The sequence below is a fragment of the Mediterraneibacter sp. NSJ-151 genome, assembly GCF_022487435.1.
Lineage (GTDB): Bacteria > Bacillota > Clostridia > Lachnospirales > Lachnospiraceae > Schaedlerella > Schaedlerella hominis.
This window is the reverse complement of the sequence record NZ_JAKVPP010000007.1, coordinates 73,628-95,112: the sequence shown is the minus strand read 5'-3', so window position 1 is coordinate 95,112 and position 21,485 is coordinate 73,628. Positions and strand designations below refer to the sequence as shown.

Annotated in this window: 35 protein-coding genes and 1 tRNA gene; 34 read left to right on the top strand and 2 right to left on the bottom strand. The window is 41.7% G+C overall.

Features of this window, described 5'->3' with window-relative positions:
* Positions 1–408 (bottom strand): helix-turn-helix domain-containing protein, encoded by a 408-nt coding sequence (locus LQE94_RS08930; RefSeq protein WP_118687693.1) that lies wholly within the window; start codon positions 406–408, stop codon positions 1–3.
* A gap of 212 nt (positions 409–620) precedes the next feature.
* On the opposite strand from LQE94_RS08930, the gene LQE94_RS08925 reads away from it, so the two are divergent.
* Together LQE94_RS08925 and LQE94_RS08920 are read left to right on the top strand one after the other, a co-directional pair.
* Positions 621–806 carry a helix-turn-helix domain-containing protein gene (locus tag LQE94_RS08925; protein ID WP_118687692.1) on the top strand — a complete coding sequence of 62 codons (186 nt, stop codon included), beginning with the start codon at positions 621–623 and terminating at the stop codon, positions 804–806.
* Positions 807–818: 12 nt separating this feature from the next.
* The gene (locus tag LQE94_RS08920; RefSeq protein WP_240577483.1) at positions 819–992 is read left to right on the top strand and encodes a hypothetical protein; all 174 of its coding nucleotides are present in this window, start codon (positions 819–821) and stop codon (positions 990–992) included.
* Here LQE94_RS08920 and LQE94_RS08915 read toward each other — a convergent pair.
* Positions 989–1,303, bottom strand: coding sequence for a hypothetical protein (locus tag LQE94_RS08915; RefSeq protein WP_118687691.1), 315 nt, complete (start codon positions 1,301–1,303; stop codon positions 989–991). The two genes, LQE94_RS08920 and LQE94_RS08915, sit on opposite strands and share 4 nt — an antisense overlap.
* A 104-nt stretch (positions 1,304–1,407) precedes the next feature.
* Here LQE94_RS08915 and LQE94_RS08910 point away from each other — a divergent pair, with 104 nt between their 5' ends.
* The 32 genes from LQE94_RS08910 to LQE94_RS08755 all read left to right on the top strand — a co-directional run bounded on the left by LQE94_RS08910 (position 1,408) and on the right by LQE94_RS08755 (position 21,472).
* Positions 1,408–1,602: a hypothetical protein gene (locus LQE94_RS08910; RefSeq protein ID WP_240577482.1), complete on the top strand. Its 195-nt coding sequence runs from the start codon at positions 1,408–1,410 to the stop codon at positions 1,600–1,602.
* 37 nt (positions 1,603–1,639) lie between these two features.
* Complete coding sequence (locus LQE94_RS08905) at positions 1,640–1,894, top strand: hypothetical protein (protein WP_118687689.1); 255 nt, start codon at positions 1,640–1,642, stop codon at positions 1,892–1,894.
* Between the two features lie 204 nt (positions 1,895–2,098).
* The gene (locus LQE94_RS08900; RefSeq protein ID WP_240577481.1) at positions 2,099–2,359 is read left to right on the top strand and encodes a hypothetical protein; all 261 of its coding nucleotides are present in this window, start codon (positions 2,099–2,101) and stop codon (positions 2,357–2,359) included.
* Complete coding sequence (locus LQE94_RS08895; protein ID WP_240577480.1) at positions 2,359–2,529, top strand: hypothetical protein; 171 nt, start codon at positions 2,359–2,361, stop codon at positions 2,527–2,529. Before LQE94_RS08900 ends, LQE94_RS08895 begins: the two co-directional genes overlap by 1 nt.
* Complete coding sequence (locus LQE94_RS08890) at positions 2,529–3,836, top strand: AAA family ATPase (RefSeq protein ID WP_118687687.1); 1,308 nt, start codon at positions 2,529–2,531, stop codon at positions 3,834–3,836. Before LQE94_RS08895 ends, LQE94_RS08890 begins: the two co-directional genes overlap by 1 nt.
* Positions 3,836–5,020, top strand: coding sequence for an ATP-binding protein (locus LQE94_RS08885; protein WP_118687686.1), 1,185 nt, complete (start codon positions 3,836–3,838; stop codon positions 5,018–5,020). The genes LQE94_RS08890 and LQE94_RS08885 overlap by 1 nt, the downstream gene beginning before the upstream one ends.
* Positions 5,021–5,036: 16 nt before the next feature.
* On the top strand, positions 5,037–5,480 hold the full coding sequence (locus tag LQE94_RS08880) for a DUF669 domain-containing protein (protein ID WP_240577479.1): 444 nt from the start codon (positions 5,037–5,039) through the stop codon (positions 5,478–5,480).
* Entirely contained in the window at positions 5,480–7,069 is a 1,590-nt protein-coding gene (locus LQE94_RS08875) for a DEAD/DEAH box helicase (RefSeq protein ID WP_240577478.1), read from the top strand. Before LQE94_RS08880 ends, LQE94_RS08875 begins: the two co-directional genes overlap by 1 nt.
* A 2-nt stretch (positions 7,070–7,071) precedes the next feature.
* A complete protein-coding gene (locus LQE94_RS08870) occupies positions 7,072–9,297 on the top strand; it encodes an AAA family ATPase (RefSeq protein ID WP_118687683.1) in 2,226 nt (741 codons plus the stop codon).
* A 320-nt stretch (positions 9,298–9,617) separates the two neighbouring features.
* Positions 9,618–10,010 (top strand): RusA family crossover junction endodeoxyribonuclease, encoded by a 393-nt coding sequence (locus LQE94_RS08865; RefSeq protein ID WP_118687682.1) that lies wholly within the window; start codon positions 9,618–9,620, stop codon positions 10,008–10,010.
* An 8-nt stretch (positions 10,011–10,018) separates the two neighbouring features.
* Entirely contained in the window at positions 10,019–10,222 is a 204-nt protein-coding gene (locus tag LQE94_RS08860; RefSeq protein WP_147365989.1) for a hypothetical protein, read from the top strand.
* Positions 10,223–10,242: 20 nt separating this feature from the next.
* Positions 10,243–10,470, top strand: a complete 228-nt coding sequence (locus LQE94_RS08855) for a hypothetical protein (RefSeq protein WP_118687680.1) — start codon at positions 10,243–10,245, stop codon at positions 10,468–10,470.
* Positions 10,471–10,555: 85 nt separating this feature from the next.
* Complete coding sequence (locus LQE94_RS08850) at positions 10,556–10,969, top strand: hypothetical protein (RefSeq protein WP_240577477.1); 414 nt, start codon at positions 10,556–10,558, stop codon at positions 10,967–10,969.
* A gap of 212 nt (positions 10,970–11,181) precedes the next feature.
* Entirely contained in the window at positions 11,182–11,796 is a 615-nt protein-coding gene (locus LQE94_RS08845) for a single-stranded DNA-binding protein (protein WP_118687678.1), read from the top strand.
* A 5-nt stretch (positions 11,797–11,801) separates the two neighbouring features.
* Positions 11,802–11,972: a hypothetical protein gene (locus LQE94_RS08840; protein ID WP_240577476.1), complete on the top strand. Its 171-nt coding sequence runs from the start codon at positions 11,802–11,804 to the stop codon at positions 11,970–11,972.
* Positions 11,965–12,354, top strand: a complete 390-nt coding sequence (locus LQE94_RS08835; RefSeq protein ID WP_118687677.1) for a hypothetical protein — start codon at positions 11,965–11,967, stop codon at positions 12,352–12,354. Before LQE94_RS08840 ends, LQE94_RS08835 begins: the two co-directional genes overlap by 8 nt.
* 82 nt (positions 12,355–12,436) lie before the next feature.
* Complete coding sequence (locus tag LQE94_RS08830; protein WP_118687676.1) at positions 12,437–12,640, top strand: hypothetical protein; 204 nt, start codon at positions 12,437–12,439, stop codon at positions 12,638–12,640.
* Positions 12,641–12,666: 26 nt separating this feature from the next.
* Positions 12,667–12,858, top strand: coding sequence for a hypothetical protein (locus tag LQE94_RS08825; RefSeq protein ID WP_118687675.1), 192 nt, complete (start codon positions 12,667–12,669; stop codon positions 12,856–12,858).
* A gap of 80 nt (positions 12,859–12,938) precedes the next feature.
* Complete coding sequence (locus LQE94_RS08820) at positions 12,939–13,154, top strand: hypothetical protein (protein ID WP_118687674.1); 216 nt, start codon at positions 12,939–12,941, stop codon at positions 13,152–13,154.
* A complete protein-coding gene (locus LQE94_RS08815; protein ID WP_118687673.1) occupies positions 13,132–13,401 on the top strand; it encodes a hypothetical protein in 270 nt (89 codons plus the stop codon). Before LQE94_RS08820 ends, LQE94_RS08815 begins: the two co-directional genes overlap by 23 nt.
* Positions 13,367–13,804, top strand: coding sequence for a DUF1492 domain-containing protein (locus tag LQE94_RS16330; protein WP_240577475.1), 438 nt, complete (start codon positions 13,367–13,369; stop codon positions 13,802–13,804). Before LQE94_RS08815 ends, LQE94_RS16330 begins: the two co-directional genes overlap by 35 nt.
* A gap of 270 nt (positions 13,805–14,074) precedes the next feature.
* Complete coding sequence (locus LQE94_RS08805) at positions 14,075–14,248, top strand: type II toxin-antitoxin system HicA family toxin (RefSeq protein ID WP_118687671.1); 174 nt, start codon at positions 14,075–14,077, stop codon at positions 14,246–14,248.
* Between the two features lie 64 nt (positions 14,249–14,312).
* Positions 14,313–14,723: a type II toxin-antitoxin system HicB family antitoxin gene (locus LQE94_RS08800; RefSeq protein WP_118687670.1), complete on the top strand. Its 411-nt coding sequence runs from the start codon at positions 14,313–14,315 to the stop codon at positions 14,721–14,723.
* 62 nt (positions 14,724–14,785) lie between these two features.
* Positions 14,786–14,859, top strand: a tRNA-Ile gene (locus tag LQE94_RS08795).
* A gap of 40 nt (positions 14,860–14,899) precedes the next feature.
* Positions 14,900–15,676 carry a phage terminase small subunit gene (terS, locus tag LQE94_RS08790; protein WP_240577474.1) on the top strand — a complete coding sequence of 259 codons (777 nt, stop codon included), beginning with the start codon at positions 14,900–14,902 and terminating at the stop codon, positions 15,674–15,676.
* Positions 15,594–16,994, top strand: a complete 1,401-nt coding sequence (locus LQE94_RS08785; protein WP_240577473.1) for a PBSX family phage terminase large subunit — start codon at positions 15,594–15,596, stop codon at positions 16,992–16,994. The genes terS and LQE94_RS08785 overlap by 83 nt, the downstream gene beginning before the upstream one ends.
* The gene (locus tag LQE94_RS08780) at positions 16,981–18,462 is read left to right on the top strand and encodes a phage portal protein (RefSeq protein WP_240577472.1); all 1,482 of its coding nucleotides are present in this window, start codon (positions 16,981–16,983) and stop codon (positions 18,460–18,462) included. The genes LQE94_RS08785 and LQE94_RS08780 overlap by 14 nt, the downstream gene beginning before the upstream one ends.
* A 149-nt stretch (positions 18,463–18,611) precedes the next feature.
* Positions 18,612–20,282: a phage minor capsid protein gene (locus LQE94_RS08775; RefSeq protein ID WP_118687667.1), complete on the top strand. Its 1,671-nt coding sequence runs from the start codon at positions 18,612–18,614 to the stop codon at positions 20,280–20,282.
* Positions 20,275–20,541 carry a hypothetical protein gene (locus tag LQE94_RS08770; protein WP_118687666.1) on the top strand — a complete coding sequence of 89 codons (267 nt, stop codon included), beginning with the start codon at positions 20,275–20,277 and terminating at the stop codon, positions 20,539–20,541. The genes LQE94_RS08775 and LQE94_RS08770 overlap by 8 nt, the downstream gene beginning before the upstream one ends.
* Positions 20,542–20,554: 13 nt before the next feature.
* Positions 20,555–20,869, top strand: coding sequence for a YjcQ family protein (locus LQE94_RS08765; RefSeq protein ID WP_118687665.1), 315 nt, complete (start codon positions 20,555–20,557; stop codon positions 20,867–20,869).
* A 56-nt stretch (positions 20,870–20,925) separates the two neighbouring features.
* Positions 20,926–21,132 carry a hypothetical protein gene (locus LQE94_RS08760; RefSeq protein WP_240577471.1) on the top strand — a complete coding sequence of 69 codons (207 nt, stop codon included), beginning with the start codon at positions 20,926–20,928 and terminating at the stop codon, positions 21,130–21,132.
* Between the two features lie 52 nt (positions 21,133–21,184).
* On the top strand, positions 21,185–21,472 hold the full coding sequence (locus LQE94_RS08755) for a ribosomal-processing cysteine protease Prp (protein ID WP_118687664.1): 288 nt from the start codon (positions 21,185–21,187) through the stop codon (positions 21,470–21,472).
* The last annotated feature ends 13 nt before the right edge of the window (positions 21,473–21,485 follow it).

The following is a 21,485-nucleotide window of genomic DNA, read 5'->3' as shown; positions in this document are numbered from 1 at the left end:
TCAGTCCTTCTTGTACTTTTTCGGAGTGTACTTCTCTTTGTTCTTTTTCTTTGCCATTTCCATACCTACTTGCATTGCGGACAGAATAGAATCAATTGCTTCTTGGCTTGCTGGATTTCCATCAAACATGAGCCCATCTTGTTTGAGCAATTCTTCTGTGTTTTCAAGTATGCTTTTAATATCCTTAGTATCTCGTGGTGTTAAACTGCTATCAACTTTTTCACCAGTAAGCAGATAGTCCGATGAAACATTCAAAAAATCTGCTATCTTTTGAATCTTGTCAGCACTAGGCGTAATTGTTTTAAATTTACCTATGTAACTGCGTGAAAATCCGAGTTCTTGCTCTAATCGATTTATTGAATATCCCTTTTCTTTGGCGGCTTGTTTTACGTTTTCGTAAAGTCCCATAGTAAATTCCTCCAAATATTGCGCAAAATACTATTGACATACGCCAAATCATGTGTATAATAAAGTTATAAGTTACGCAAGATATGGCGGAAATCAAAAAGTGATTACGCGTATTATATAATGTTGCTCGCACTTCAAATATAGAATATCTTGCGTAATTTGTCAATATAAAAACGTAATATTTTACGGTTTAATGAAAGGAGAGTGGTAACTTGTCTATTTACGATAATGTAAAAGCAGCTTGCAAAGAAAAAGGGGTTTCAATTTCAAATCTCGAATCTGACCTCAAATTTGCTCGTGGAAGTATTTACAAATGGAATAACAACACTCCAGGAGTCGATAAGGTAAAAGCAGTTGCGGATTATTTTAAGAAGCCTATTGAATATTTCTTAGAGTAGGAGGTGATGTAGATGAAGAAAGAAAAGTTTGTATCTATCCATATTGATAGAGAAAAAGGAATTTACGAGATTAACGGAGAAGAGAAGCGCAATGTATCTCATCTGGAGCTGGAATTTAAAAATGGAGAGTGGTCGCTGATGATTACAGAAGATGTGTTTTACAATACCAGCGACCGCAATATCTAAGGAATAAATTTGCTGATAAAATCAGTGACTTCTATGATCCCGTTTTTAAAACGGGTTTCCATATAAATGATGAATTCATCGAGTAAGACAAAGCCACCGTCCATGTATTTCTTTACAAGACCAGATCGCTTTAATTCATTGATGGTTTCATCTATATCGTCTGGATGCCATTTTGATAGGCAGGCAATATTTGTATAGAAATTATGGTTAAAATGCTTTGCGTTTGCTTTGGACATGCCATCATTTCGCATATGTAAATATTGTTTATACACAATGCAAGCGAGTTTATCGGCATCGTTTGTTAGGTTCATAGAGTTATACTCCTTTCTTTCCATACTCGGCATGGCAGTGCCTGTATGTAAATTATAGGAGATAAGAGAGAAAAAGACAATAAGAAGAAAGCGGGGTGATGTAGATGGGAGTTCTTGAAAAAAATGGTATTTCAGGCCCAACATCCATGACGGATTTTGAACTGAAGGATGGATGCTGGACCGAAGAATGTGCAGAACTGCAAAACTGGTGTATTAATGTAATGAAATTTCTTTCTAGTCATCCAAATCTGTCAACAAAAGTGGAGATTACGAGAAATTCAATAAAGTTAGTTGTCTGATACTAATGTAGAGAAAGGAAACTAGGAGGTGAAAAACGTGACAGAATTCCATCCTGGTAGCGTTCCGGTAATGGTAGCAAGTAAAGTTCTCGGTATGGACAGGGAAGTTCTTATGAACAGCATGGATTCCGGAGAGCTCGATCTGGGGTTCGTCCACAAGACACCCAGAAAGAGAGGAAAACGTCCATACAGAAAATTTTACATCTCTCCGAAAAAACTATATGAGCTATCTGGATTCATGTGGCGGGGAGAGAAAACAGTAGAAGAGATTCGAAACAGGGAGGTGATATAGATGTGGAATAGATCTCGACGAAGACGGTGGCTGGACGAGCTGATCGCGGCAGCAATCGCATCGCTGATCGTAACCGGTCCGCTGATAATGGCAGTGATACTGTCGTGTATCGTCGGATACCTATAAAAAGAGCGCCCATGTGAGCCGGCAAGCTCAGGCACTCAGAAAATTAACCAATTTTATTTTAACAGATTTGGAGGAAAAATGGAAGATAAGAAAATTATAACAACAGAAGAGCAGCTTAGAATCTTAAGCTGTGTAGCAACGTGCGAAACGATTATGGAGACTGGAGTCGACGAAGATGTCGCGATGAGAATTGCTGCAAGAATCAACGCGAAGATCATAGATCATTTGACCGGCAGGAAGAAATTTGATGAAAAAATCATACATGAAATAAAGAAATTTGATTCCGTGTTGAATGTGTTGGATGTAATTATGGAAAGCATTGCGGGAGGTCTTAAGTAATGGCAAAACAGAAAAATGCAGAAAAATGTTGTGAGAACTGCACATATTTGACTGGAATCGGAGAAGGAGATCATATCTGTGATGTGGATCCATGCTTAATAGTATTGGCTGGATATGTTCCGACGGATGATTATTTCTGGTGTGACGGAGCTAAATGGAGGGAATCATAATGGAAAGTATCAAAATCAATAAACTTGAAGTAGAAAATGTAAAACGGATTAAAGCGGTCAAGATTGAGCCGACTGCAAGTGGGCTTACGATTGTTGGAGGAAACAACAACCAGGGGAAGACGTCGGTATTGGATTCTATTGCATGGGCTCTTGGAGGTGATAAATTCAGACCATCTGAAGCGCAGCGGAAGGGTTCCACAATCCCTCCTACATTACATATCGTAATGAGTAATGGTCTCGTAGTAGAACGGAAGGGAAAAAACAGCGCGCTTAAAGTCACGGATCCGGATGGAAACAAAGGCGGACAGCAGTTGCTGAATGAATTCGTGGAACAACTTGCACTGGATCTTCCGAAGTTTATGGATGCGTCCGGAAAAGAGAAAGCGCAGACGCTACTAAAAATAATTGGCGTCGGTGATCAACTTGCAGTTCTGGATAAGGAAGAAAAAGAACTGTACAACCAAAGGCTTGCAATCGGTCAGATTGCAGATCAGAAAAAGAAGTTTGCAGATGAACAGGCCTATTATCCGGATGCTCCAAAAGAACTAGTATCTGCAGCAGAACTGATTAAGCAACAACAGGACATTCTTGCAAAGAATGGTGAAAACCAGCGTAAACGTGATCAGCTAAATGAGATTACTAGAAACAAACACCGACTATTTGATGAGATTCAGATAGTAGATGGAAATATCGAAGCACTGCAGAAGCGGAAAGAAGACTTGGTTGCAAAATATAATCAGGCAGTATCCGATGAAGAGATTGCTATGAAGACAACATTAGAACTTCATGATGAATCAACTGCAGAACTGGAAGATAATATTGCCAATATCGAGGAAATCAATCGTAAGGTTCGTGCAAACATGGATAAAGATAAGGCGGAAGATGATGCTCTGGATTACAAAAATCAATATGCAGCGCTTACCGAAAAGATCGTGAATACCAGAGATAAAAAGACTGAGCTTTTAAATGCTGCAGAACTCCCTCTTCCGGATTTGTCCGTAAAAGATGGGGAACTTGTGTACAAAGGTCAGAAGTGGGACAACATGTCTGGATCCGATCGTATGAAGGTATCTACAGCGATTGTTCGGAAACTGAATCCGAAATGCGGTTTCGTTCTTCTTGACAAATTAGAACAGATGGATATGCAGACATTAAACGAATTCGGACAATGGTTGGAACAGGAAGGTCTGCAGGCAATCGCTACAAGGGTAAGCACTGGTGGAGAATGCAGCATCATCATCGAAGATGGATATGTTGCAAATCCAGAACCATTACCGAAAAAAGAATGGAAGGAAGGTAGCTTTTAATGGAGATTACAAGAGGAAAGATAGCTCGCGCTAAGAAAGTAGTTGTCTATGGACCGGAAGGAATTGGAAAGAGTACGTTTGCATCGAAATTTCCAAATCCTGTTTTCATTGATACAGAAGGAAGTACAAACGATATGGATGTGGCGAGACTGCCGCGTCCAAGCAGCTGGCAAATGTTGCTCGAAGAAATTGATTACATAAAGAATAATCCAAGTGTTTGCAAGACTCTCGTGATCGATACCATCGATTGGGCGGAGCAGTTATGTGTGGAATCAATCTGCAGTAAACATGGAAAATCAGGAATTGAAGATTTCGGATACGGAAACGGTTATGTGTATGCAAAAGAAGAGTTCGGGCGGTTTCTAAACCATCTGGAAGATGTAGTTGAACGAGGTGTCAATGTTGTTCTTACAGCTCATGCGCAAATGCGTAAATTTGAACAGCCGGATGAGATGGGTGCATATGATCGATATGAGCTGAAGCTCGGCAAGAAGACATCATCCCAAACTTCTCCATTGGTGAAAGAATGGGCGGACATGTTGTTGTTTGCGAATTACAGAACATATTCTGTTGCTGTAGATAAGGATGGTAAAAAGCATAAAGCGCAGGGAGGAAGACGTGTCATGTACACGAATCATCACCCATGTTGGGATGCGAAGAACAGGTATGGACTGGAAGACGAGATTCCATTCGATTATGCCGAGATTTCCAAGATTATAGAAGAATCAGTATCAGGAAGTAATGCTCAGCAGGCAACGCAGAAAAATGTGCCGGTGCAAGAATCTATTCCGGAGCCTGAAAAAGAATCGGCAAAAGAACCGGACTTCATGGATATTCCAGATGGTGTTCCGGAACAGATGGAATTTGATACAAACCCAGAAAATCAAGATGTTAAGGCTGATAGGAATCTGTCTGAGCAAGAGCCGGACAAACCGATTCCAAGATCCAGTGCATTCCATGTGGATGAAAATCTTCCAAAAGCATTGCGTGATCTGATGGAAGAGAAGCTGGTGTCTGAAGAGGAAATTCGGAAGGTTGTTGCGGACAAAGGATATTATCCGGAAGCAACTCCGATTCTGAACTATGATCCAAACTTCATATCTGGAGTGCTTGTCGGTGCATGGCCGCAGGTGTACGGCATGATTCAGAAACTGCGGGAAACATACGAAGTACCATTTAATTAAGTAGGAGGACATATATATGAGCGAAATGGAAAGAGAATTAGATTGGAACGATGAGATTGAAAAGGATAGTGATTTTACGCTGCTTCCGGAAGGAGACTACGATTTTACCGTAGAGAGTTTTGAGAGAGGAAGACATCCTGGAAGTGATAAGCTTCCAGCTTGCAACAAAGCGATTTTGAAACTGAGGATTGACTCCAATGAAGGATCCACAATTCTAACACATAACTTATTCCTTCATACAAAAACCGAGGGAATGATTTCAGCATTTTTCACGGCTATTGGTCAGAAGAAAAAAGGTGAAAAAGTAAAAATGAATTGGAACGCTGTTATTGGTGCAAAGGGACGATGCAAACTGTCTATTCGCAACTGGAAAGGAAATGATGGTGAAGAGCATCAGTCCAATGAAATCAAAAAGTTTTACGAAAAAGAGGAGAAGCAGTTCAAGGCAGGTGAGTTCTAATGCAGCTTAGACCATATCAACAAGAGGCAAAGGATTCCATCTTTCAGCAATGGGAGAATGGAGTCCACAAGACTCTCCTCGTACTTCCAACAGGATGCGGAAAGACAATCGTGTTTGCAAAAGTGACAGAACAATGTGTTCAAAACGGTGACAGGGTGCTAATCCTCGCACATCGTGGAGAGCTGCTTGATCAGGCGGCAGACAAGATTGCAAAATCAACTGGTCTTGGGTGCGCAACAGAAAAAGCAGAGCAGAGCTGTCTTGGTAGTTGGTTTCGTATCACGGTTGGATCTGTTCAGAGCTTAATGCGTGAAAAGAGACTTGGAAGGTTTCCAACTGATTACTTTGATACCATTATCATTGACGAGGCACATCACTGCATCAGTGATGGCTATCAGAGAGTTCTGCAGCATTTTACTGATGCAAAAGTGTTGGGAGTAACAGCAACACCAGATCGTGGAGATATGAAGAATCTTGGCACTGTGTTTGAAAGTCTTGCATACGAATACACACTTCCGAAAGCAATCAAAGAAGGATATCTGTCACCGATAAAGGCAGTTACTATTCCATTACAGGTTGATCTTACCGGAGTAAGTGTACAGTCTGGAGATTTTAAGCTCGGGGATCTTGGAACTGCCTTGGATCCATATCTGGAAGGGATAGCGGAAGAGATGGAAAAATACTGCAGTAATAAGAAAACAGTTGTATTTCTTCCGTTGGTTAAGACAAGTCAGAAATTCAGGGATATTTTGAATAATCACGGATTCCGTGCTGCAGAGGTAAATGGAGACAGTAAGGACAGAGCACAAATATTAGAAGATTTTGATAATGACAAATATAACGTGCTTTGTAATTCCATGCTTCTTACAGAAGGATGGGACTGTCCAAGTGTTAACTGCATCGTTGTATTGCGACCTACAAAAGTCCGGAGTTTATATTGTCAGATGGTTGGACGCGGAACCAGACTTTCTCCTGAGACCGGAAAAGACCATCTATTATTATTGGATTTTCTATGGCATACAGAACGGCATGAGCTTTGTCACCCAGCTTCTTTGATTTGTGAGAATGAAGAAGTAGCAAAGCAAATGACATCCAATATGGAAAAGGATGCCGGATGTCCTATTGACATAGAAGAGGCGGAGAGGGCTGCAGCAGAGGATGTTGTTGCACAGCGAGAAGAAGCTCTTGCAAAGCAGTTGGCAGAGATGAAGCGAAGGAAACGAAAGCTTGTGGATCCGCTGCAATTCGAGATGAGTATCCAGGCAGAAGATTTATCTGGATATGTTCCTGCATTTGGTTGGGAGATGGCACCACCATCTGAAAAGCAAGTAAAGACGCTGGAAAAACTCGGAATTCTTCCAGATCAGATTGATAACGCTGGAAAAGCGGCGAAAATCTTGGACAGACTTGATAAGCGTAGAACAGAAGGACTTACAACTCCAAAACAGATTCGTTTTCTCGAAAGCAGAGGATTCCAGCATGTTGGAACATGGCAGTTTGATAACGCAAAAAAATTAATTGACAGAATCGCCGGTAATGGGTGGAGAATTCCATCGGATATCAACCCGGCTGAATACAGAGGAGTATAGGCATGGAGCAACAAACAGATCTGCTTGAAATCATTGAGCATATTGACCCATCTGATCTGGATTATCAGGAATGGGTAAATGTCGGAATGGGATTAAAACATGAAGGATATACAGCTGCAGATTGGGACAATTGGAGTCGCAGAGACATTGGTCGGTATCACTCCGGAGAGTGCTTTAAGAAGTGGGGAAGCTTCCACGGATCTTCCATGCCAATTACAGCAGGAACACTTGTACAGATGGCACTTGACCATGGATGGAATCCATCTCATGGAGAGTCCGGACATGAATTAGACTGGAATGATGAAATCAGTGGTGAGAAGGATGATCTGGTTGTTGTGGATAAAGGATGGGTTGAAGGCAGAGAAGTAAGAGAGCCGAAGAACTGGAATCCGGTTTCTCAGATTATCCGATATCTTGAAACACTGTATGATCCATCTGAAATCGTTGGATATGTAGTAAAAAGCTGGGAGAAAGAAGGAAAATATCTCCCTGCTGACAAAGGAGACTACACCAGAACTGCAGGACAGCTCATCGAGAAACTTGCAAAATGTGAAGGTGACATTGGAAGCGTGCTGGGAGATTATGATGCATCTGCAGGGGCATGGATTCGTTTTAATCCGTTGGACGGAAAGGGCGTACGAAATGAGAATGTAACAGAATTTCGGTATGCGCTGGTCGAATCGGATGGAATGGAGATTGAAAAACAAAACGCAATCATTCAGGAGCTGGAGCTGCCAGTCTCGTGCTTGGTACATTCCGGCGGGAAAAGTCTACACGCAATTGTAAAGGTAGATGCTGAAAACTACAGTGAATATCGAAAACGAGTGGATTATTTATATAATGTCTGCCAGAAGAATGGATTGAAGGTAGATACGCAAAATAAGAATCCATCCAGATTGTCCCGTATGCCGGGAGTAGAGCGGAATGGCCATAAGCAGTTCCTTGTCGATACGAACATCGGAAAAGAATCGTGGACAGAATGGTATGAATGGATTGAAAGTGTAAACGATGATCTTCCGGATCCTGAAAGTCTTGATGATGTATGGGGCAATCTTCCAGAACTGGCACCATGCCTAATAGAAGGTGTGCTGCGTAAGGGACATAAGATGCTGATAGCCGGTCCGTCAAAAGCTGGAAAATCATTTCTGCAGATAGAGCTCTGTATCGCAATCGCAGAAGGCAAAAAATGGATGGGATGGAAGTGCTGCAAAGGAAAAGTAATGTATGTAAATCTGGAACTGGACAGACCGAGTTGTCTGCATCGATTCAAGGATGTGTACGAAGCGCTGGGATGGAGCCCGGATAACCTAAAAAATATTGATATCTGGAATCTCCGTGGAAAATCTGTTCCTATGGACAAACTGGCACCGAAACTGATCAGAAGAGCAGCAAAAAAAGAGTATGAAGCAATCATTATCGACCCGATATATAAAGTAATTACTGGTGATGAGAATAGTGCTGATCAGATGGCAAATTTCTGTAATCAGTTTGATAAGGTCTGTACGGAGCTTGGATGTGCAGTTATTTATTGTCATCATCATAGCAAAGGAAGTCAGGGCGGAAAAAAGGCAATGGATCGTGCGTCTGGCTCTGGAGTATTCGCAAGAGATCCGGATGCGCTTCTGGACTTAATAGAATTGGAAACAACAGATGCGTTGCTGAAACAAGAGGAAAATAAAGCGTCCTGCAGAGTTTGTGAAGCTTTATTAAAGCGATACGGATATGAGGATAAGATGAATGAAGACTTATCTCAAGATGATTTGTGCAGCGGTGTTGCGATGGTACAGTATTGCGGAAAGACGATGAAATCACTTGAATTCAAAGTTCTGAACGATGAGATTGACAAGGCAAGCAAGGCGGTGCAACAACGTACAGCATGGCGTATTGACGGCACGCTCAGAGAGTTTCCGAAGTTCGCTCCGGTAAATCTATGGTTCGATTATCCGGTACATAAAATGGACGAATCTGGAGCCCTGCAGGACATTAAGATAGAAGATGAAAAGCCGGGATGGAAGAGAGCCATGGACAAAAGGAAATCGCCAGCGCAGAAAAAGAAGGAGCGAAAAGAGTCGATAGAGCTTGCTTTTGAAGCCTGCGGAATCAGTGAAAAGGTAACTGTTGACGATTTGGCAGAGTACATGGCAGTGACAGAAAAGACAGTCCGAAACCGTTTGAAAGAGCACGGCGGATTTGTAATTGAAGGTGGTGAGGTACGGAAAAAAACGTAAATTACGTTATTTTCCCTCCGAGGGAAAAATACAGAAAATGCGTTATTTTCCGTAGGGAAGAAAGGAAAAAAAGTCCGTTATTTTCCTTTTCCATGAGCAGGGAAAAAATGAGGGAAAAAAACGCAAATTACGTTATTTTCCTTAGGGAAGAAAAAAACTATATATACTACGTATATATAAAAGGTCTTTTCCCTCCCTATCGGTCAGGTAGGGGTAAGTAGTCGTGCGAAAGCTCACGCACGACGACTCCTTCCCCTGCAGTACCTGACAAAAAAGTTTTTTTCAAAATTAAAATTTAACACTTTAAAGAGGTGAAGTTAGTGGTAACTGAATTTTTTATGGCGATGATTCCGCCTACAGTAACGCATCAAGAGAAACAAGTGCATGTGGTGAATGGTAAGCCAGTATTTTATGAACCGCCGGAACTTAGAACGGCAAGAGCAAAGATAAAAGGACATCTCGCAATCTATAAGCCGGATCAGAAGTATACGGAACCTATAGAACTTGTTGCAAAGTGGTGCTTCCCGAGAGGAAAACACAAAGATGGAGAATATCGGTCGAGTAAACCAGATACAGATAATCTGCAGAAGTTATTAAAGGACTGCATGACATCGGTTGGATTTTGGACAGATGATGCTTTAGTCTGCAGAGAGATAGCAGAGAAATTTTGGGCGGACATTCCAGGGATTTATATTCGGGTATCAGAACTATGATGGGGTTCATGGATGCTGCAAGGTTGTTTCATGATTGCTGGAAGATATACAGGCAGTACTATGGAATCAATATGGGTGAAAAAGATTGGGAACAATTTGTTGATGAAATTGAGAGCGTATACACAAAGCATCGAAAAGAAGCGTTGGCAAAGGATTTATTGGTCGCAATTGAAGCGGAACTAGAACGCATGAATAAACGAGAAAAAAGATAGGTGAAAGGGGATAGGTAAATATGTTCACAGGGATAAGCAAAGAAAAAGCCTTGGAGAAGATGAGCAAAGGAAAAGCTGTGTATGTTGTAGATCGCAACAATGAGGACGCTTTGGGAAACATACAGATGATTCCGCTTGCAAATTACCTGAATGGATTGGAGTTCCTGGAAGATGTTCCAGCGGTACCGAATCCAGACTTCGAGGGAGCAGTACAGGATATGATCAACAGCGCGTATGAGAAAGTGTAGTCAGAGCGTGAAAATACAAGGGTGGAGGAAAATATAGACCCCCATACCAGAACCGGAAAAAGTGATTCCGGAAAAGGAGAAAATAGTGGAAAAGAAACGTAAAGTTAAGTGCGATACTGCCAAGCTCCGTGATATGGTGGAATCCGGAATGTCTAACGATGACATTGCAAAAGAGCTGGGAACATGCAGAAGTAATGTAACGAGACAGATAAAAGTGAATGGATTAACCGGAATTCGGAAGAAGGGTGCGAAAATCAAAGAGAAGAAAGATGAACCGGTAAAGAAAGAGGAAAAGGAAAAAGTAATTCCTGGATACAACGCAGATCACCACTTGTGCAAGACATGTAGATGGAGAACTGCAGGGTATAAGCAGCGCATACATGGGTGCGATTATTCGTCCTATCATGATCACAGCAGATCGTATTACTGTAGTGTAGATAATTGTTTTGTGTACGAAAATGGGAACCCGAAGAAGAATAAAAAGACAATATCAATTTGAGCAATTAGTGAGAAAGGAGTAAGAGATTTGCTGGCCAGCGATAAAGACGTCTTTACTCCAAGAAAAGTATGAACAGAGAGCAATTTATAAAAACCTGCGTTCCGTTTTCGGTATGCATGGTAAGACAACTGCGATGAGTAATGGGATAGCGGGTAATTCAAACAGTCACACAGACTGGAAGTAAGATGAAATTTGATGAGGAGAGCAAGAAAATGGATGAAATGACAAAAAACAATAGAGTAACAATAGCAGGACGTATTGCAACAGTTTCCGAGTACAGCCATGAGGTATTTGGTGAGAAATTCTACAAGATGAACGTAGAGGTCGAAAGAACCAGTGGATCAACAGATGTTATCCCAGTGATTGTATCAGAGCGGTTTGGAATATTGGGTCCGCTAGGAAAGTTTGTCCAGATATCCGGACAGTACAGATCACACAACGTGCATACCGAAGACGGGAACCGCCTGGAGCTTAATGTATTTGCATCGGAAATCGAGATACCGGAGCGGTACATAGATAAAAATAAAATCGAGCTGGATGGATTTATCTGCAAGCCACCGACTTACCGGAAAACACCGCTTGGAAGAGAGATTGCGGATCTGATGCTTGCAGTAAACCGTCAGTACGGGAAATCGGATTACATCCCATGTATATTATGGGGACGAAATGCACGATTCGTATCCGGGCTTGATGTTGGTAGCCGGCTTAAGATTGAGGGTAGAATCCAGAGCAGAGAGTACACGAAGCAGATTTCAGAAACAGAAAGCGAGATAAGAGTTGCTTACGAGGTATCAGCATTTGCTGCAGTAATGAAAGAGGGAGTGTGATCAGGATGGTGCTGTGTAAAGATTGTAAGCATTGCAAGACAGTTCCGGTGGGACATGTAAGCTTTCGGAGCTGGTGCAAGATCCTGCCGAGGAAGAACCGGGGTGTGCAGATCTGGCGGAAGATGGTGAGACCGGGATGCCCGCTGAAAGAGAACAGGGAGGTGCGGCATGAGTAAAGAAATGCAATACCGTAACGATGGAATGGCATTTGCGTACAAGATAGCAAAAGAGCAGGGAATTGAAGCACTGGAAAAAGAAATTGCGTACAGAAATGCGAAGATGATGCCAAGTGCTGTTCAGAGGAAAGACATTGAGAAATTCGAGAATGAGGTTAAACAGAATTGTCTGGATACGGTGCTTATTATGGCATTAATCACTCTTAGGGATGAGTTCGAATTTGGAAAAGTTAGACTGAAAAGATTCAAAGAGCGGTTTAGTTTAAAAACCGAATGCCTGCAGGACGGAGATATTAACTGGGAAGACCTGCGGGGTGCACTGTTGGAAGAAACTGGTATAGAGACGGAGCTTAGGGATGATTTCTTGGCGAGAAGAAAGTGAGAGTTAAGTACACTGAGTCAATTGGTGTTACTGAATTGCCGGATGATTGGAAAAAAATAGAGAATAGAATTGAAGTGAGTAAGTGACAAGGTATTATGATATTAAATTAAAAGATAAAGAGAAAAATTGTTCTATATGGTATTGGGCTGATAGTTTTTCTATTGATAAAAATGGGATTCTAAGAGTGTATTCTGAAGAATGCGGAAATGTTGCTGTGCCATTACATCCAGATTACGAAGTATCAGTCAATTCAGTTGATGTAAAAGATGAGTGGGACGAGAATTAAGTTAGGATTTAATGAGGTGAATAAGAATGAAAAAATGTCCATATTGCTGTTCTACAAAAGGTTACTACATGATGGAAAGAGTGCGTAGAGCGTTACACTTTACATTCGATGATGAACCAGATGGAGCAACAGAAGATGTTGCTGATTATACCGGCAGAAGAAAGTATTGCAGGGAATGTGGAAGAATTTTACCGAGAGAGAAAGGCGGTACGGAATGAGTAGATTAATAGATGCAGACAAATTTTGCGAGTATGTTGATAAGCATTGCAAAGACAATATTGCAGTGTTGTAGAAGGAATTGATTCGCAGACAGCCGACGGCATATGACGTAGATGAAGTTACAAAACAAACAAAAGAATACTTCAAACGATGCATTGACAAGCTCCCAAGTAAGATAGTGGACGGAGAAGAGGTATGGACGGGCATTGATGCGATAGACGAGATTTTGAAACATAACGAGGCAATTACGAAGATTCTGAAAGGTGGATTGAATGAAGAAGAACAGAAACAATGAAAAACAGCGGAAAGGCATCGCTGATACTGTCCGGCAGACTGGGTTTGCACACATGGCAGAGCGACCGCCTGATAAACGTGCATCTGCAGATTTTCACCGGAATCCCTACCAGTCAGCAGTGCTGATCAGAGAGCAGGGAGAACAGATGGAACATAAGAGCGTGGAGCAGTATTTGGCAGAGAAGTATGATATTAAGACGGGAGTTGGTACCAGTGGTGAAGATAGAAGAGAACAACGTGAAGAATGAGAACGAGCAGAAGAAGGCTTATCTTCGCGGATACCGGAAACATGGTAAGCGGATTAAGCGCATCGAGGCGGAGATTGCAGAAATCCGTAGCATGAAAATGTATCCGTCCATGAACAATGACGGGATGCCTCATGGATCCGGACAGGGGGATTTATCCGGATATGCTGCGGAGCTTCGGGAGAAAGAGGACAAGCTGTACTACGAGGGAGTGGAGCAGGTAAAGACGTACAATGATATTTCTGGGAGAATTAGAGAACTGGAAGATGAGGATGAGAGAGACGTGCTGTTTTACCGGTATATAAAAGGACTTAGGTTCTGGGAAATAGCACAAGCGATGGATTACAGTGAAGACTGGATATATAAATTGCACGGTAGAGCACTGTGGCATTTGAATATTTCTTGAAACAGTATAGTTCAGTACAGTAAACACTGTGTTATTATGCTATCATCGGAAGCGAAGGTGAAGAGCTAGAGCTTCCTGAACTCCCCATAAAGTTGGAATTAAACTGAAAACCACGAAAGACGTCCTGTAGGTGATACGGGGCGTTTTTTGATGAGTATAAACATGAAAATACGCATGAAATACGCATAGAGTGTTGACAAAATCAAGAAACATGCGTATAATGTACGTATGGCAACACGTAGTTAAGATTCAAAATAGGAGTAGCACTTAATGAAACGTAGAGAATTAGTTAAGTTGCTCGAAGATAATGGATGGTATATGAAACGTAATGGTGGAAACCATGATTTATATACAGACGGAAATAGAACGGAACCTATTCCGAGACATCCAGATATCAACGAAAGACTTGCGAGAAACATCATTAAAAAGTTAGGGCTGAAATAGCCCTGGCTTGATGTTTGCCGTTAGGTGAAATTTTAAATATGTGTAATATGTGGAGGTTCGAACAATGCGTGAGGAAAGAAAAGCATATCCTATTGTGATATCAAAAGAAGAGGATGGTTTCTATTATGTGAGTATACCAGACTTTGATATTGCAACTCAGGGAGAAAGCATCGCAGATGCTATGGAAATGGCAAGGGATGCTATTGGAATTATGGGAATTGATTATTTGGATGACGGTAAGGTATTACCGGAACCAAATACAAAAGAAGTGGAATCTGGTGCCGATGATATTGTTACATTGGTCGATGTGGATTTTGCAGAGTACAGAAAAAAAGTGGATAATAAGGCGGTAAAGAAAAACTGCACAATTCCATACTGGTTAAACGTAGAGGCTGAAAAAGCAGGAATCAATTATTCGAAAGTTCTTCAGGATGCAATAATGAGAGTCTTGGGGATAAATAAAGGTGTTAACTAATTCTCTAGTTATAAAAAATAGAAAAGACATCCAGCAATGGGTGTCTTTTCTTATACCCAAAAGGATACTTAGCTCAGCTGGTAAGAGCATCCGGCTCATAACCGGACGGTCGCAGGTTCAAGTCCTGCAGTATCCAGTTAAAAACGAAACAAACGAAACGAATGAGAGGTGGTGACGTGATCGATGTTAAAGAACAGATAAAAAATGATTATTTATCTGGTGTAACTCCGATGCAGCTTTCCGAGAAATATAACACCAGTTTAAATACGATCAAGTCGTGGGTTAAGCGATATGGATGGGCAAAAATAAAGAATGAGGGTGCACCCTCAAATACATCTCAGGGTGCACCCCAGAAAAAGAAACATGGTGCGCAGCCAGGCAACAAGAATGCTGTCGGCCATGGCGCGCCGAAAGGAAATCAGAACGCAAGAAAGCATGGACTCTTCTCCAGGTATCTTCCAGAGGATACGCTGGAGCTTTTTAATGCAATGGATGATTCGGATCCATTGGACCTGCTATGGGACCAGATCAAGCTTGCGTACACAGCGATTATCCGGGCGCAGCAGATCATGTACGTCAAGGACAAAGACGATAAAACCAAATCAAAGATTGAAAAGAAAACAGGGACTATTATAGGACAGAAATGGGAGATTCAGTACGCATGGGATAAGCAGGCATCCTTCCTGTCGGCGCAGGCAAAAGCACAGTCGGAGCTTCGCAGCATGATCAAACAGTACGATGAGCTGCTGCATAAAAACTGGGATCTGGCCAGTGAGGAACAAAAAGCTCGCATCGAGCAGATGAGAGCAAATGCGGACAGGCTGAAGCGTGACAATAAATCGGAAGACGAGGAAGGGGTTGAGATAATCAATGACGCGGAAAAAGAAACAGGTACGGATATCAGAGATTGTGATACCGAAGTATCTGAAGATATTCAACAACACGAAGATTAAGCACATTATCTTGACATCCGGACGTGCCGGTACAAAATCCAGTTACGCTGCTATTCGAGCAGACTATCAGCTGGTTGCGGATCCACACGGTTCTGTCGTGGTATTGCGTAAGCATCATAACAAGCTCCGGAAGACGGTGTACAAAGAAATGCTCCGTGGAATTAACCGGCTGCAGATACCGAAGAGCAAGTTCACCATCACAAAGAGCCCGATGGAGATCACATACAAGAAGTATGGTACAACGATGTATTTCTCCGGATCAGACGGAATTGACGACACGAAAGGTATTATCGACGAGGATAAGCCGATAAAGCTGGTTATTCTGGACGAGCTGACAGAGTTTTTTGACGATGGAGAGGGAGAAGATGAACTGTCCAATATCGAAGCTACATTCGTCCGAGGAAACTCTAGTGGATTCCAAATGATATATTTGTACAACCCGCCAAAGAATCCGAATGCACCAATCAACCAGTGGTGCAAGAAGATGGAAAAGAGAGAGGATTGTATTCACATTCATGCGGATTACAGAGATGTTCCAGTAAAATGGCTAGGGCAGGACCTGATTGATTCGGCTGAAGCAATGAAACTATCCGATCCAAAAATGTACCGTTGGGTATGGCTTGGAGAGTCTATTGGTGTTGATGAGCTTATTTACTACATGTTTTCAGACAGGCATCGAGTAAAGACAGATCGTGACAGGATATATGAGAAAGTATATATAGGCGGTGACTACGGACAGCAGAACGCAACGACATACGAGGCATTTGGATACGATCGTTATCGAAGAAAACTTCCAGGGGTTGGGGAATATTACCACAGCGGAAGAGAAAGCGGCACACAAAAGAGCCCGTCAGAATACGCGCAGGATATGGTTGCGTTCATGGACGAAATACACGAAGTGCATAAGACGAAAGTATTTTACATATTTCTGGACCCATCAGCGAAGGGCTTGCAAGAGGAAATCCGGAGAGCGACAAGAAATCTTGAGTACAGCGTGAGAATTCATGACGCAGAGAATGAAGTCGCGCTCGGAATAAGCAGAGTACAGAAAGCTCTTATTTTTGACATATTAAACTTAGATCCGTGCCAAGAAAAAGCAACGGAAGAATTTGGAACCTATGAGTACGATAAGAAATCGATTGAAAAGGGAAAAGAAGTCCCAGTCAAAGAAGATGATCATTGCATGGATGCAATCCGGTATATGGTGATGGGTGTGTGGGATCGTATAAAACATTGGCTCCCGCTTGATTCCGATGAGAATGACACGAAATATGATAGATTAAGTAGAACGGAGATGTATGACGATGAATATATTTGATTTTTTTCATAAGCGTGGAATAGATACAGTTGATGCATCGTTCTACCGAAAAATAGAGGAATGGAAAAGTTGGTACGCTGGAAACGTAAGAAATTTTTCATTTTACCGTGCGTATACAGGACGTGGCACATACAAGCGATGCAAGCGGAAGAGCATGGGGATGGCGAAGAAATTGTCAGAGGATATTGCAGATCTTCTGCTTAATGAACGTGTAAAGATTACCATAGCAGATGAAAACACAGAAGAATTTGTTCAAAACATTCTCCGCGATAACAAATTTTATGTTTTGGGAAACGACTACCAGGAGAGAAAAGCGTACACCGGAACTGTCGCATACATTCCGTATCTGTACGACATGGAAGTACGCGATGATGGAGAGGTTCTTTCCGGGAAGATAGGAATTAACTACTGTAGTGCATCGAATATATTTCCGGTGAGCTGGAACAATGGAGCTGTTACCGAGTGCGTCTTTACATTTTTGCATACGGTAAATCGTAAAAAATATGTTCAAGTACAGTATCACAAGTTGGAGAACGGCCAGTATGTAATCGAGAACACTGTACTTGAGAATATGCAGGGAAGCAGAGAAGGAAAGGAACTATCGAAAGAAGAGTGGATGAAGCTTAAGCCGTTTAAAACACTCACTGAAAGAATAGAAACCGGATCTTCTGTCCCGCAATACGTGATTGATCGATTAAACATCACGAACAATGCGGATTTTGATGGAAGTAATCCAATGGGTGTTGCGATATTTGCAAATGCAATCGACACATTGAAGAAATTGGATATTGAATTTGATTCGTACAGTAGTGAATTCGAACTTGGAAGAAAAAGAATATTCGTTGCTCCAGAATTACTCTCGAATGATGATGGATCTCCTGCATTTGATCCTGACGATTGCGTTTTCTACAAGTTGCCGGATGACTACGACAAATTAAAAGAAGGTTTGATTCACGAAATTAACATGGACCTTCGCGCCGACGAACATAGCAAGGCAATTAATGATGATCTCAATTATCTGTCATTAAAATGTGGATTTGGTACAGAACGATATAGATTCGATTCTTCAGGAGTGAAGACGGCGACAGAGGTCATATCAGAAAACTCAGATATGTACCGCATGTTGAAAAAGCATGAAATTATTCTGGAAGATGTGCTGAAAGAATTGATTCAGATTATCATCCGCCTTGGCGTTGTTCTTGGAAATGATTTGAATCAGGATTCTGAAATTACAATAGATTTCGATGATTCGATTATAGAAGATAAGTCAGCTGAACGGCAGCAAGACAGACAGGATGTAAGTATGGGAGTTATGCCACTTGCTGAGTATCGTGCAAAATGGTATGGAGAAACCGAAGAAGAGGCAGCTGCTAATCTGCCAGAGCAGAATGCGGTTCTGGATGATGATGTGAAGATACCAACCACTAAGAACAACAGTGGGGGGCAGAAGTCCAAGGTAAACAGTTAAACGGAGCACAGACACAGAGCCTGATTGCAATTATGTCCCAGTTCAGTTCTGGAGAACTCACAGAAGGACAAGCTATAAACCTTATAGCGACAGCAATTGGAATTGAGAAAGATGAAGCAAGAAGATTGTTGAACGGAGATGTGATGTAATTGAGACAAGAGTACAAAGAGCAGTTATCCCGTAAGATAGCGGATAATTATTCCGAGCTGGAAGAACGCATTATGCAGGACATTGTCCGCAGGATACAGAAGATCGGAAAGATTACATCTACTGCAGACTGGCAGATAAACCGGTTGCGGATTCTGGGATACTCATCCGAGGATATTGAGAATATGATCAAAGATGCACTGAACAAGTCGTATCCGGAAATGTTTGAATTGTACGATAAGGTAATCGATTGGGAGTACGTTCGGAACAAAGACATCTATGAGCAGGTTAATGCAGAGTTTATCCCATTCGAAGAAAATGAGGAGCTGCAGCAAATTACAGATACACTGATCAGGCAGAGCGGCGTGGATCTGGAGAACATCACACAGTCACTCGGGTTCTATATCGACTACGGGAATGGAAACAGAGTTATGACACCACTCTCTCAGGTATACGAAAAATATCTGGATGCAGCGTGCTTCGATATTGTCTCTGGAGCATTCGACTATAACAGTGTTCTTCGGCGAGTAGTGACGCAGCTGACCAACAGTGGACTGCGGACGATTGATTATGCGTCTGGTTATTCCAGCAGGGTAGAGGTGGCAGCCAGAAGGTCGGTTATGACGGGAATATCGCAATTAACTGGAAAGATATCAGAAACAAACGCAGAAAAGCTCGGAACAGAGCATTTCGAGGTTGCGTGGCATTCCGGTGCCAGACCGACGCATGCAGTGTGGCAGGGAAAGGTTTGGACAAAACAACAGCTTACAACAGTATGCGGGCTTGGAAGTGTGACAGGTCTTCTCGGGGCAAACTGCTACCACGAATATTATCCGTTTATTCCGGGAATATCCGAACGAAATTGGACGGACGAGTGGTTAGAAGAGCAGGATCGAAAGGAAAATACACCGAAAGAGTTCCGTGGTAAAGAATACACCGTATACGAAGCAAAGCAGCGCCAGAGACAGATGGAGACGGCCATGCGGGCGCAACGTCAGAAGGTGCAGCTCTTGAAAGCTGGTGGCGCTGATCCAGACGATGTAATGTTGGCTAGATGCAAGTATCAAGGTCAGTTAGATGAGTATGCGAGATTTTCCAAGCGGATGGGACTGAAACAAGAGCGGGAGCGGATATATCTGGACGTGAGAGGAAGAGTTGCTACAAATACGAAAAAGCAAAATGCTCAGTATTCTGCCGAAATGATTAAGAACGCAGATAAAGATTCAAAACAATATTACAGATACAAAAATATTATTGGAGATAGCGTTGGGTCGCTTGCTGACTTCCGACAAATGAAGTATAATAACATTGAAAAGTTCGGTATCATAAAAAAGAAAGTTGATACATATTCGGAAATTGATAAAAAGGAATGGTCTTCTGAGTTTAAACAGAAGTCAAAAGAAGCGTATGTAAGATTTGAAAAAGAAGGCATATATATGTCTGTTCATGCATTGAGCCGACTGTCAAGATTAAATAAGCCTGGAGTTCCAGAAGTTACAGAAAAAGAGCTGATAGAATTAATTCATGGAAGCCCTAAATATAGAGAAGGTGAGAATAAACTGATTTACTTTGATGCAGAACGTCAATTGGTGGCAGTCAAAAATAAAGGAACGGGAGATATCGTTTCCGTAGTAAGGCGTAAAAGTCCGAAGGAGGTATGGGAAAATGTTTGATAAAATCATGAATTATATCAAAGAATTTTTGGAAAACACACCTGATGATATCTATGATTTTTCGTGTGATTTAGAAGGCTTATTATTAGTACATTATGATGAAATGCATAAAGAACAGCCAAGAGCTACGGAAATACTGAATGATGAGACCCCAGATGTGTGTGCTTTAGGAGAACCCGGTATGAAGCCGGAAGAAATTGAGGATTTCAAACAAAAATTAAAGATTGAGTACGATAAGGCTATGAAAGCAGTTGTATAAAAGAGGTGTACACATGGATAATTTCAAAATCATATATAAGATTCTTTCAGTGTTAGAAAAATCAATGGATTTAGAAAATGTAGACATCGAACGAATTAGCTCAAACAATTTAGGTATATCGCAGCAACGTTGGAATAAGTATATGGAAATGCTTTGGGATGCTGGATATATAAAAGGAGTTTCGATTAAAAAGTATACTGATGGAGAAATGAGAGTTGATATTGAAAACATCAGAATTACTTTAAAGGGACTTGAATACCTTAGCGAAAATTCAATAATGCAACGTATGTATAATGTAACAAAAGGAATTACAGATTTAATACCATGATACCACCCATTCGAAAGAGTGGGTGGTATTTTTGTACCAAATTTTAGGTGGTTATTATGAAATCATATACAGTAACAAATGATGCGGACATGCTGGCTCCAAATTGGCTGGCTGTCCGCATTAACTATACAACTATAAAATTCGTGTACAAACTTATAGACGGACACGAAACACTGAAAGGGGTGAGGATAGGAAATGAAACAGCGAAGATCGGTGACAAGATATTGTTTAATGGCAAGCGACTATCCGTAGAAAGGCGGTGATCCTATATCTCCCACCGGCGGGGAACGACCGGAAATGTAAAGGAGTGATTGTTTGATTGAGGTAAAAGTCCAAGAGGACATGCTTGTATTAAAAGGTCATGCATGCAGAAATGGAGCCGACGGAATTGACAGAGTCTGTGCAGCTGTGTCTGCTCTTACATGCAGTCTGGTTAATTCACTGACGGATCTTGCGGACGAGTCAGTTCACACAGATATGCAGACCGGAAATGTTACAATTAAATGGCAGAAGTTGTCTGACAAAGGCAGAATGCTAGTAGATTCATGGTTCCTTGGTTTGACAGATATCAACAGGGAATATCATTGCATACAGTTTATTTAGCTCCTTGTTTAGA

Excerpts from the sequence above, each read along its gene's own strand:
- LQE94_RS08930 (WP_118687693.1), bottom strand. The coding sequence starts at position 408 with ATGGGACTTTACGAAAACGTAAAACAAGCCGCCAAAGAAAAGGGATAT.
- LQE94_RS08920 (WP_240577483.1), top strand. The coding sequence starts at position 819 with ATGAAGAAAGAAAAGTTTGTATCTATCCATATTGATAGAGAAAAAGGA.
- LQE94_RS08915 (WP_118687691.1), bottom strand. The coding sequence starts at position 1,303 with ATGAACCTAACAAACGATGCCGATAAACTCGCTTGCATTGTGTATAAA.
- LQE94_RS08910 (WP_240577482.1), top strand. The coding sequence starts at position 1,408 with ATGGGAGTTCTTGAAAAAAATGGTATTTCAGGCCCAACATCCATGACG.
- LQE94_RS08900 (WP_240577481.1), top strand. The coding sequence starts at position 2,099 with ATGGAAGATAAGAAAATTATAACAACAGAAGAGCAGCTTAGAATCTTA.
- LQE94_RS08895 (WP_240577480.1), top strand. The coding sequence starts at position 2,359 with ATGGCAAAACAGAAAAATGCAGAAAAATGTTGTGAGAACTGCACATAT.
- LQE94_RS08890 (WP_118687687.1), top strand. The coding sequence starts at position 2,529 with ATGGAAAGTATCAAAATCAATAAACTTGAAGTAGAAAATGTAAAACGG.
- LQE94_RS08885 (WP_118687686.1), top strand. The coding sequence starts at position 3,836 with ATGGAGATTACAAGAGGAAAGATAGCTCGCGCTAAGAAAGTAGTTGTC.
- LQE94_RS08880 (WP_240577479.1), top strand. The coding sequence starts at position 5,037 with ATGAGCGAAATGGAAAGAGAATTAGATTGGAACGATGAGATTGAAAAG.
- LQE94_RS08875 (WP_240577478.1), top strand. The coding sequence starts at position 5,480 with ATGCAGCTTAGACCATATCAACAAGAGGCAAAGGATTCCATCTTTCAG.
- LQE94_RS08870 (WP_118687683.1), top strand. The coding sequence starts at position 7,072 with ATGGAGCAACAAACAGATCTGCTTGAAATCATTGAGCATATTGACCCA.
- LQE94_RS08860 (WP_147365989.1), top strand. The coding sequence starts at position 10,019 with ATGGATGCTGCAAGGTTGTTTCATGATTGCTGGAAGATATACAGGCAG.
- LQE94_RS08855 (WP_118687680.1), top strand. The coding sequence starts at position 10,243 with ATGTTCACAGGGATAAGCAAAGAAAAAGCCTTGGAGAAGATGAGCAAA.
- LQE94_RS08845 (WP_118687678.1), top strand. The coding sequence starts at position 11,182 with ATGGATGAAATGACAAAAAACAATAGAGTAACAATAGCAGGACGTATT.
- LQE94_RS08840 (WP_240577476.1), top strand. The coding sequence starts at position 11,802 with ATGGTGCTGTGTAAAGATTGTAAGCATTGCAAGACAGTTCCGGTGGGA.
- LQE94_RS08835 (WP_118687677.1), top strand. The coding sequence starts at position 11,965 with ATGAGTAAAGAAATGCAATACCGTAACGATGGAATGGCATTTGCGTAC.
- LQE94_RS08825 (WP_118687675.1), top strand. The coding sequence starts at position 12,667 with ATGAAAAAATGTCCATATTGCTGTTCTACAAAAGGTTACTACATGATG.
- LQE94_RS08815 (WP_118687673.1), top strand. The coding sequence starts at position 13,132 with ATGAAGAAGAACAGAAACAATGAAAAACAGCGGAAAGGCATCGCTGAT.
- LQE94_RS08805 (WP_118687671.1), top strand. The coding sequence starts at position 14,075 with ATGAAACGTAGAGAATTAGTTAAGTTGCTCGAAGATAATGGATGGTAT.
- LQE94_RS08800 (WP_118687670.1), top strand. The coding sequence starts at position 14,313 with ATGCGTGAGGAAAGAAAAGCATATCCTATTGTGATATCAAAAGAAGAG.
- LQE94_RS08785 (WP_240577473.1), top strand. The coding sequence starts at position 15,594 with ATGACGCGGAAAAAGAAACAGGTACGGATATCAGAGATTGTGATACCG.
- LQE94_RS08780 (WP_240577472.1), top strand. The coding sequence starts at position 16,981 with ATGAATATATTTGATTTTTTTCATAAGCGTGGAATAGATACAGTTGAT.
- LQE94_RS08770 (WP_118687666.1), top strand. The coding sequence starts at position 20,275 with ATGTTTGATAAAATCATGAATTATATCAAAGAATTTTTGGAAAACACA.
- LQE94_RS08765 (WP_118687665.1), top strand. The coding sequence starts at position 20,555 with ATGGATAATTTCAAAATCATATATAAGATTCTTTCAGTGTTAGAAAAA.
- LQE94_RS08760 (WP_240577471.1), top strand. The coding sequence starts at position 20,926 with ATGAAATCATATACAGTAACAAATGATGCGGACATGCTGGCTCCAAAT.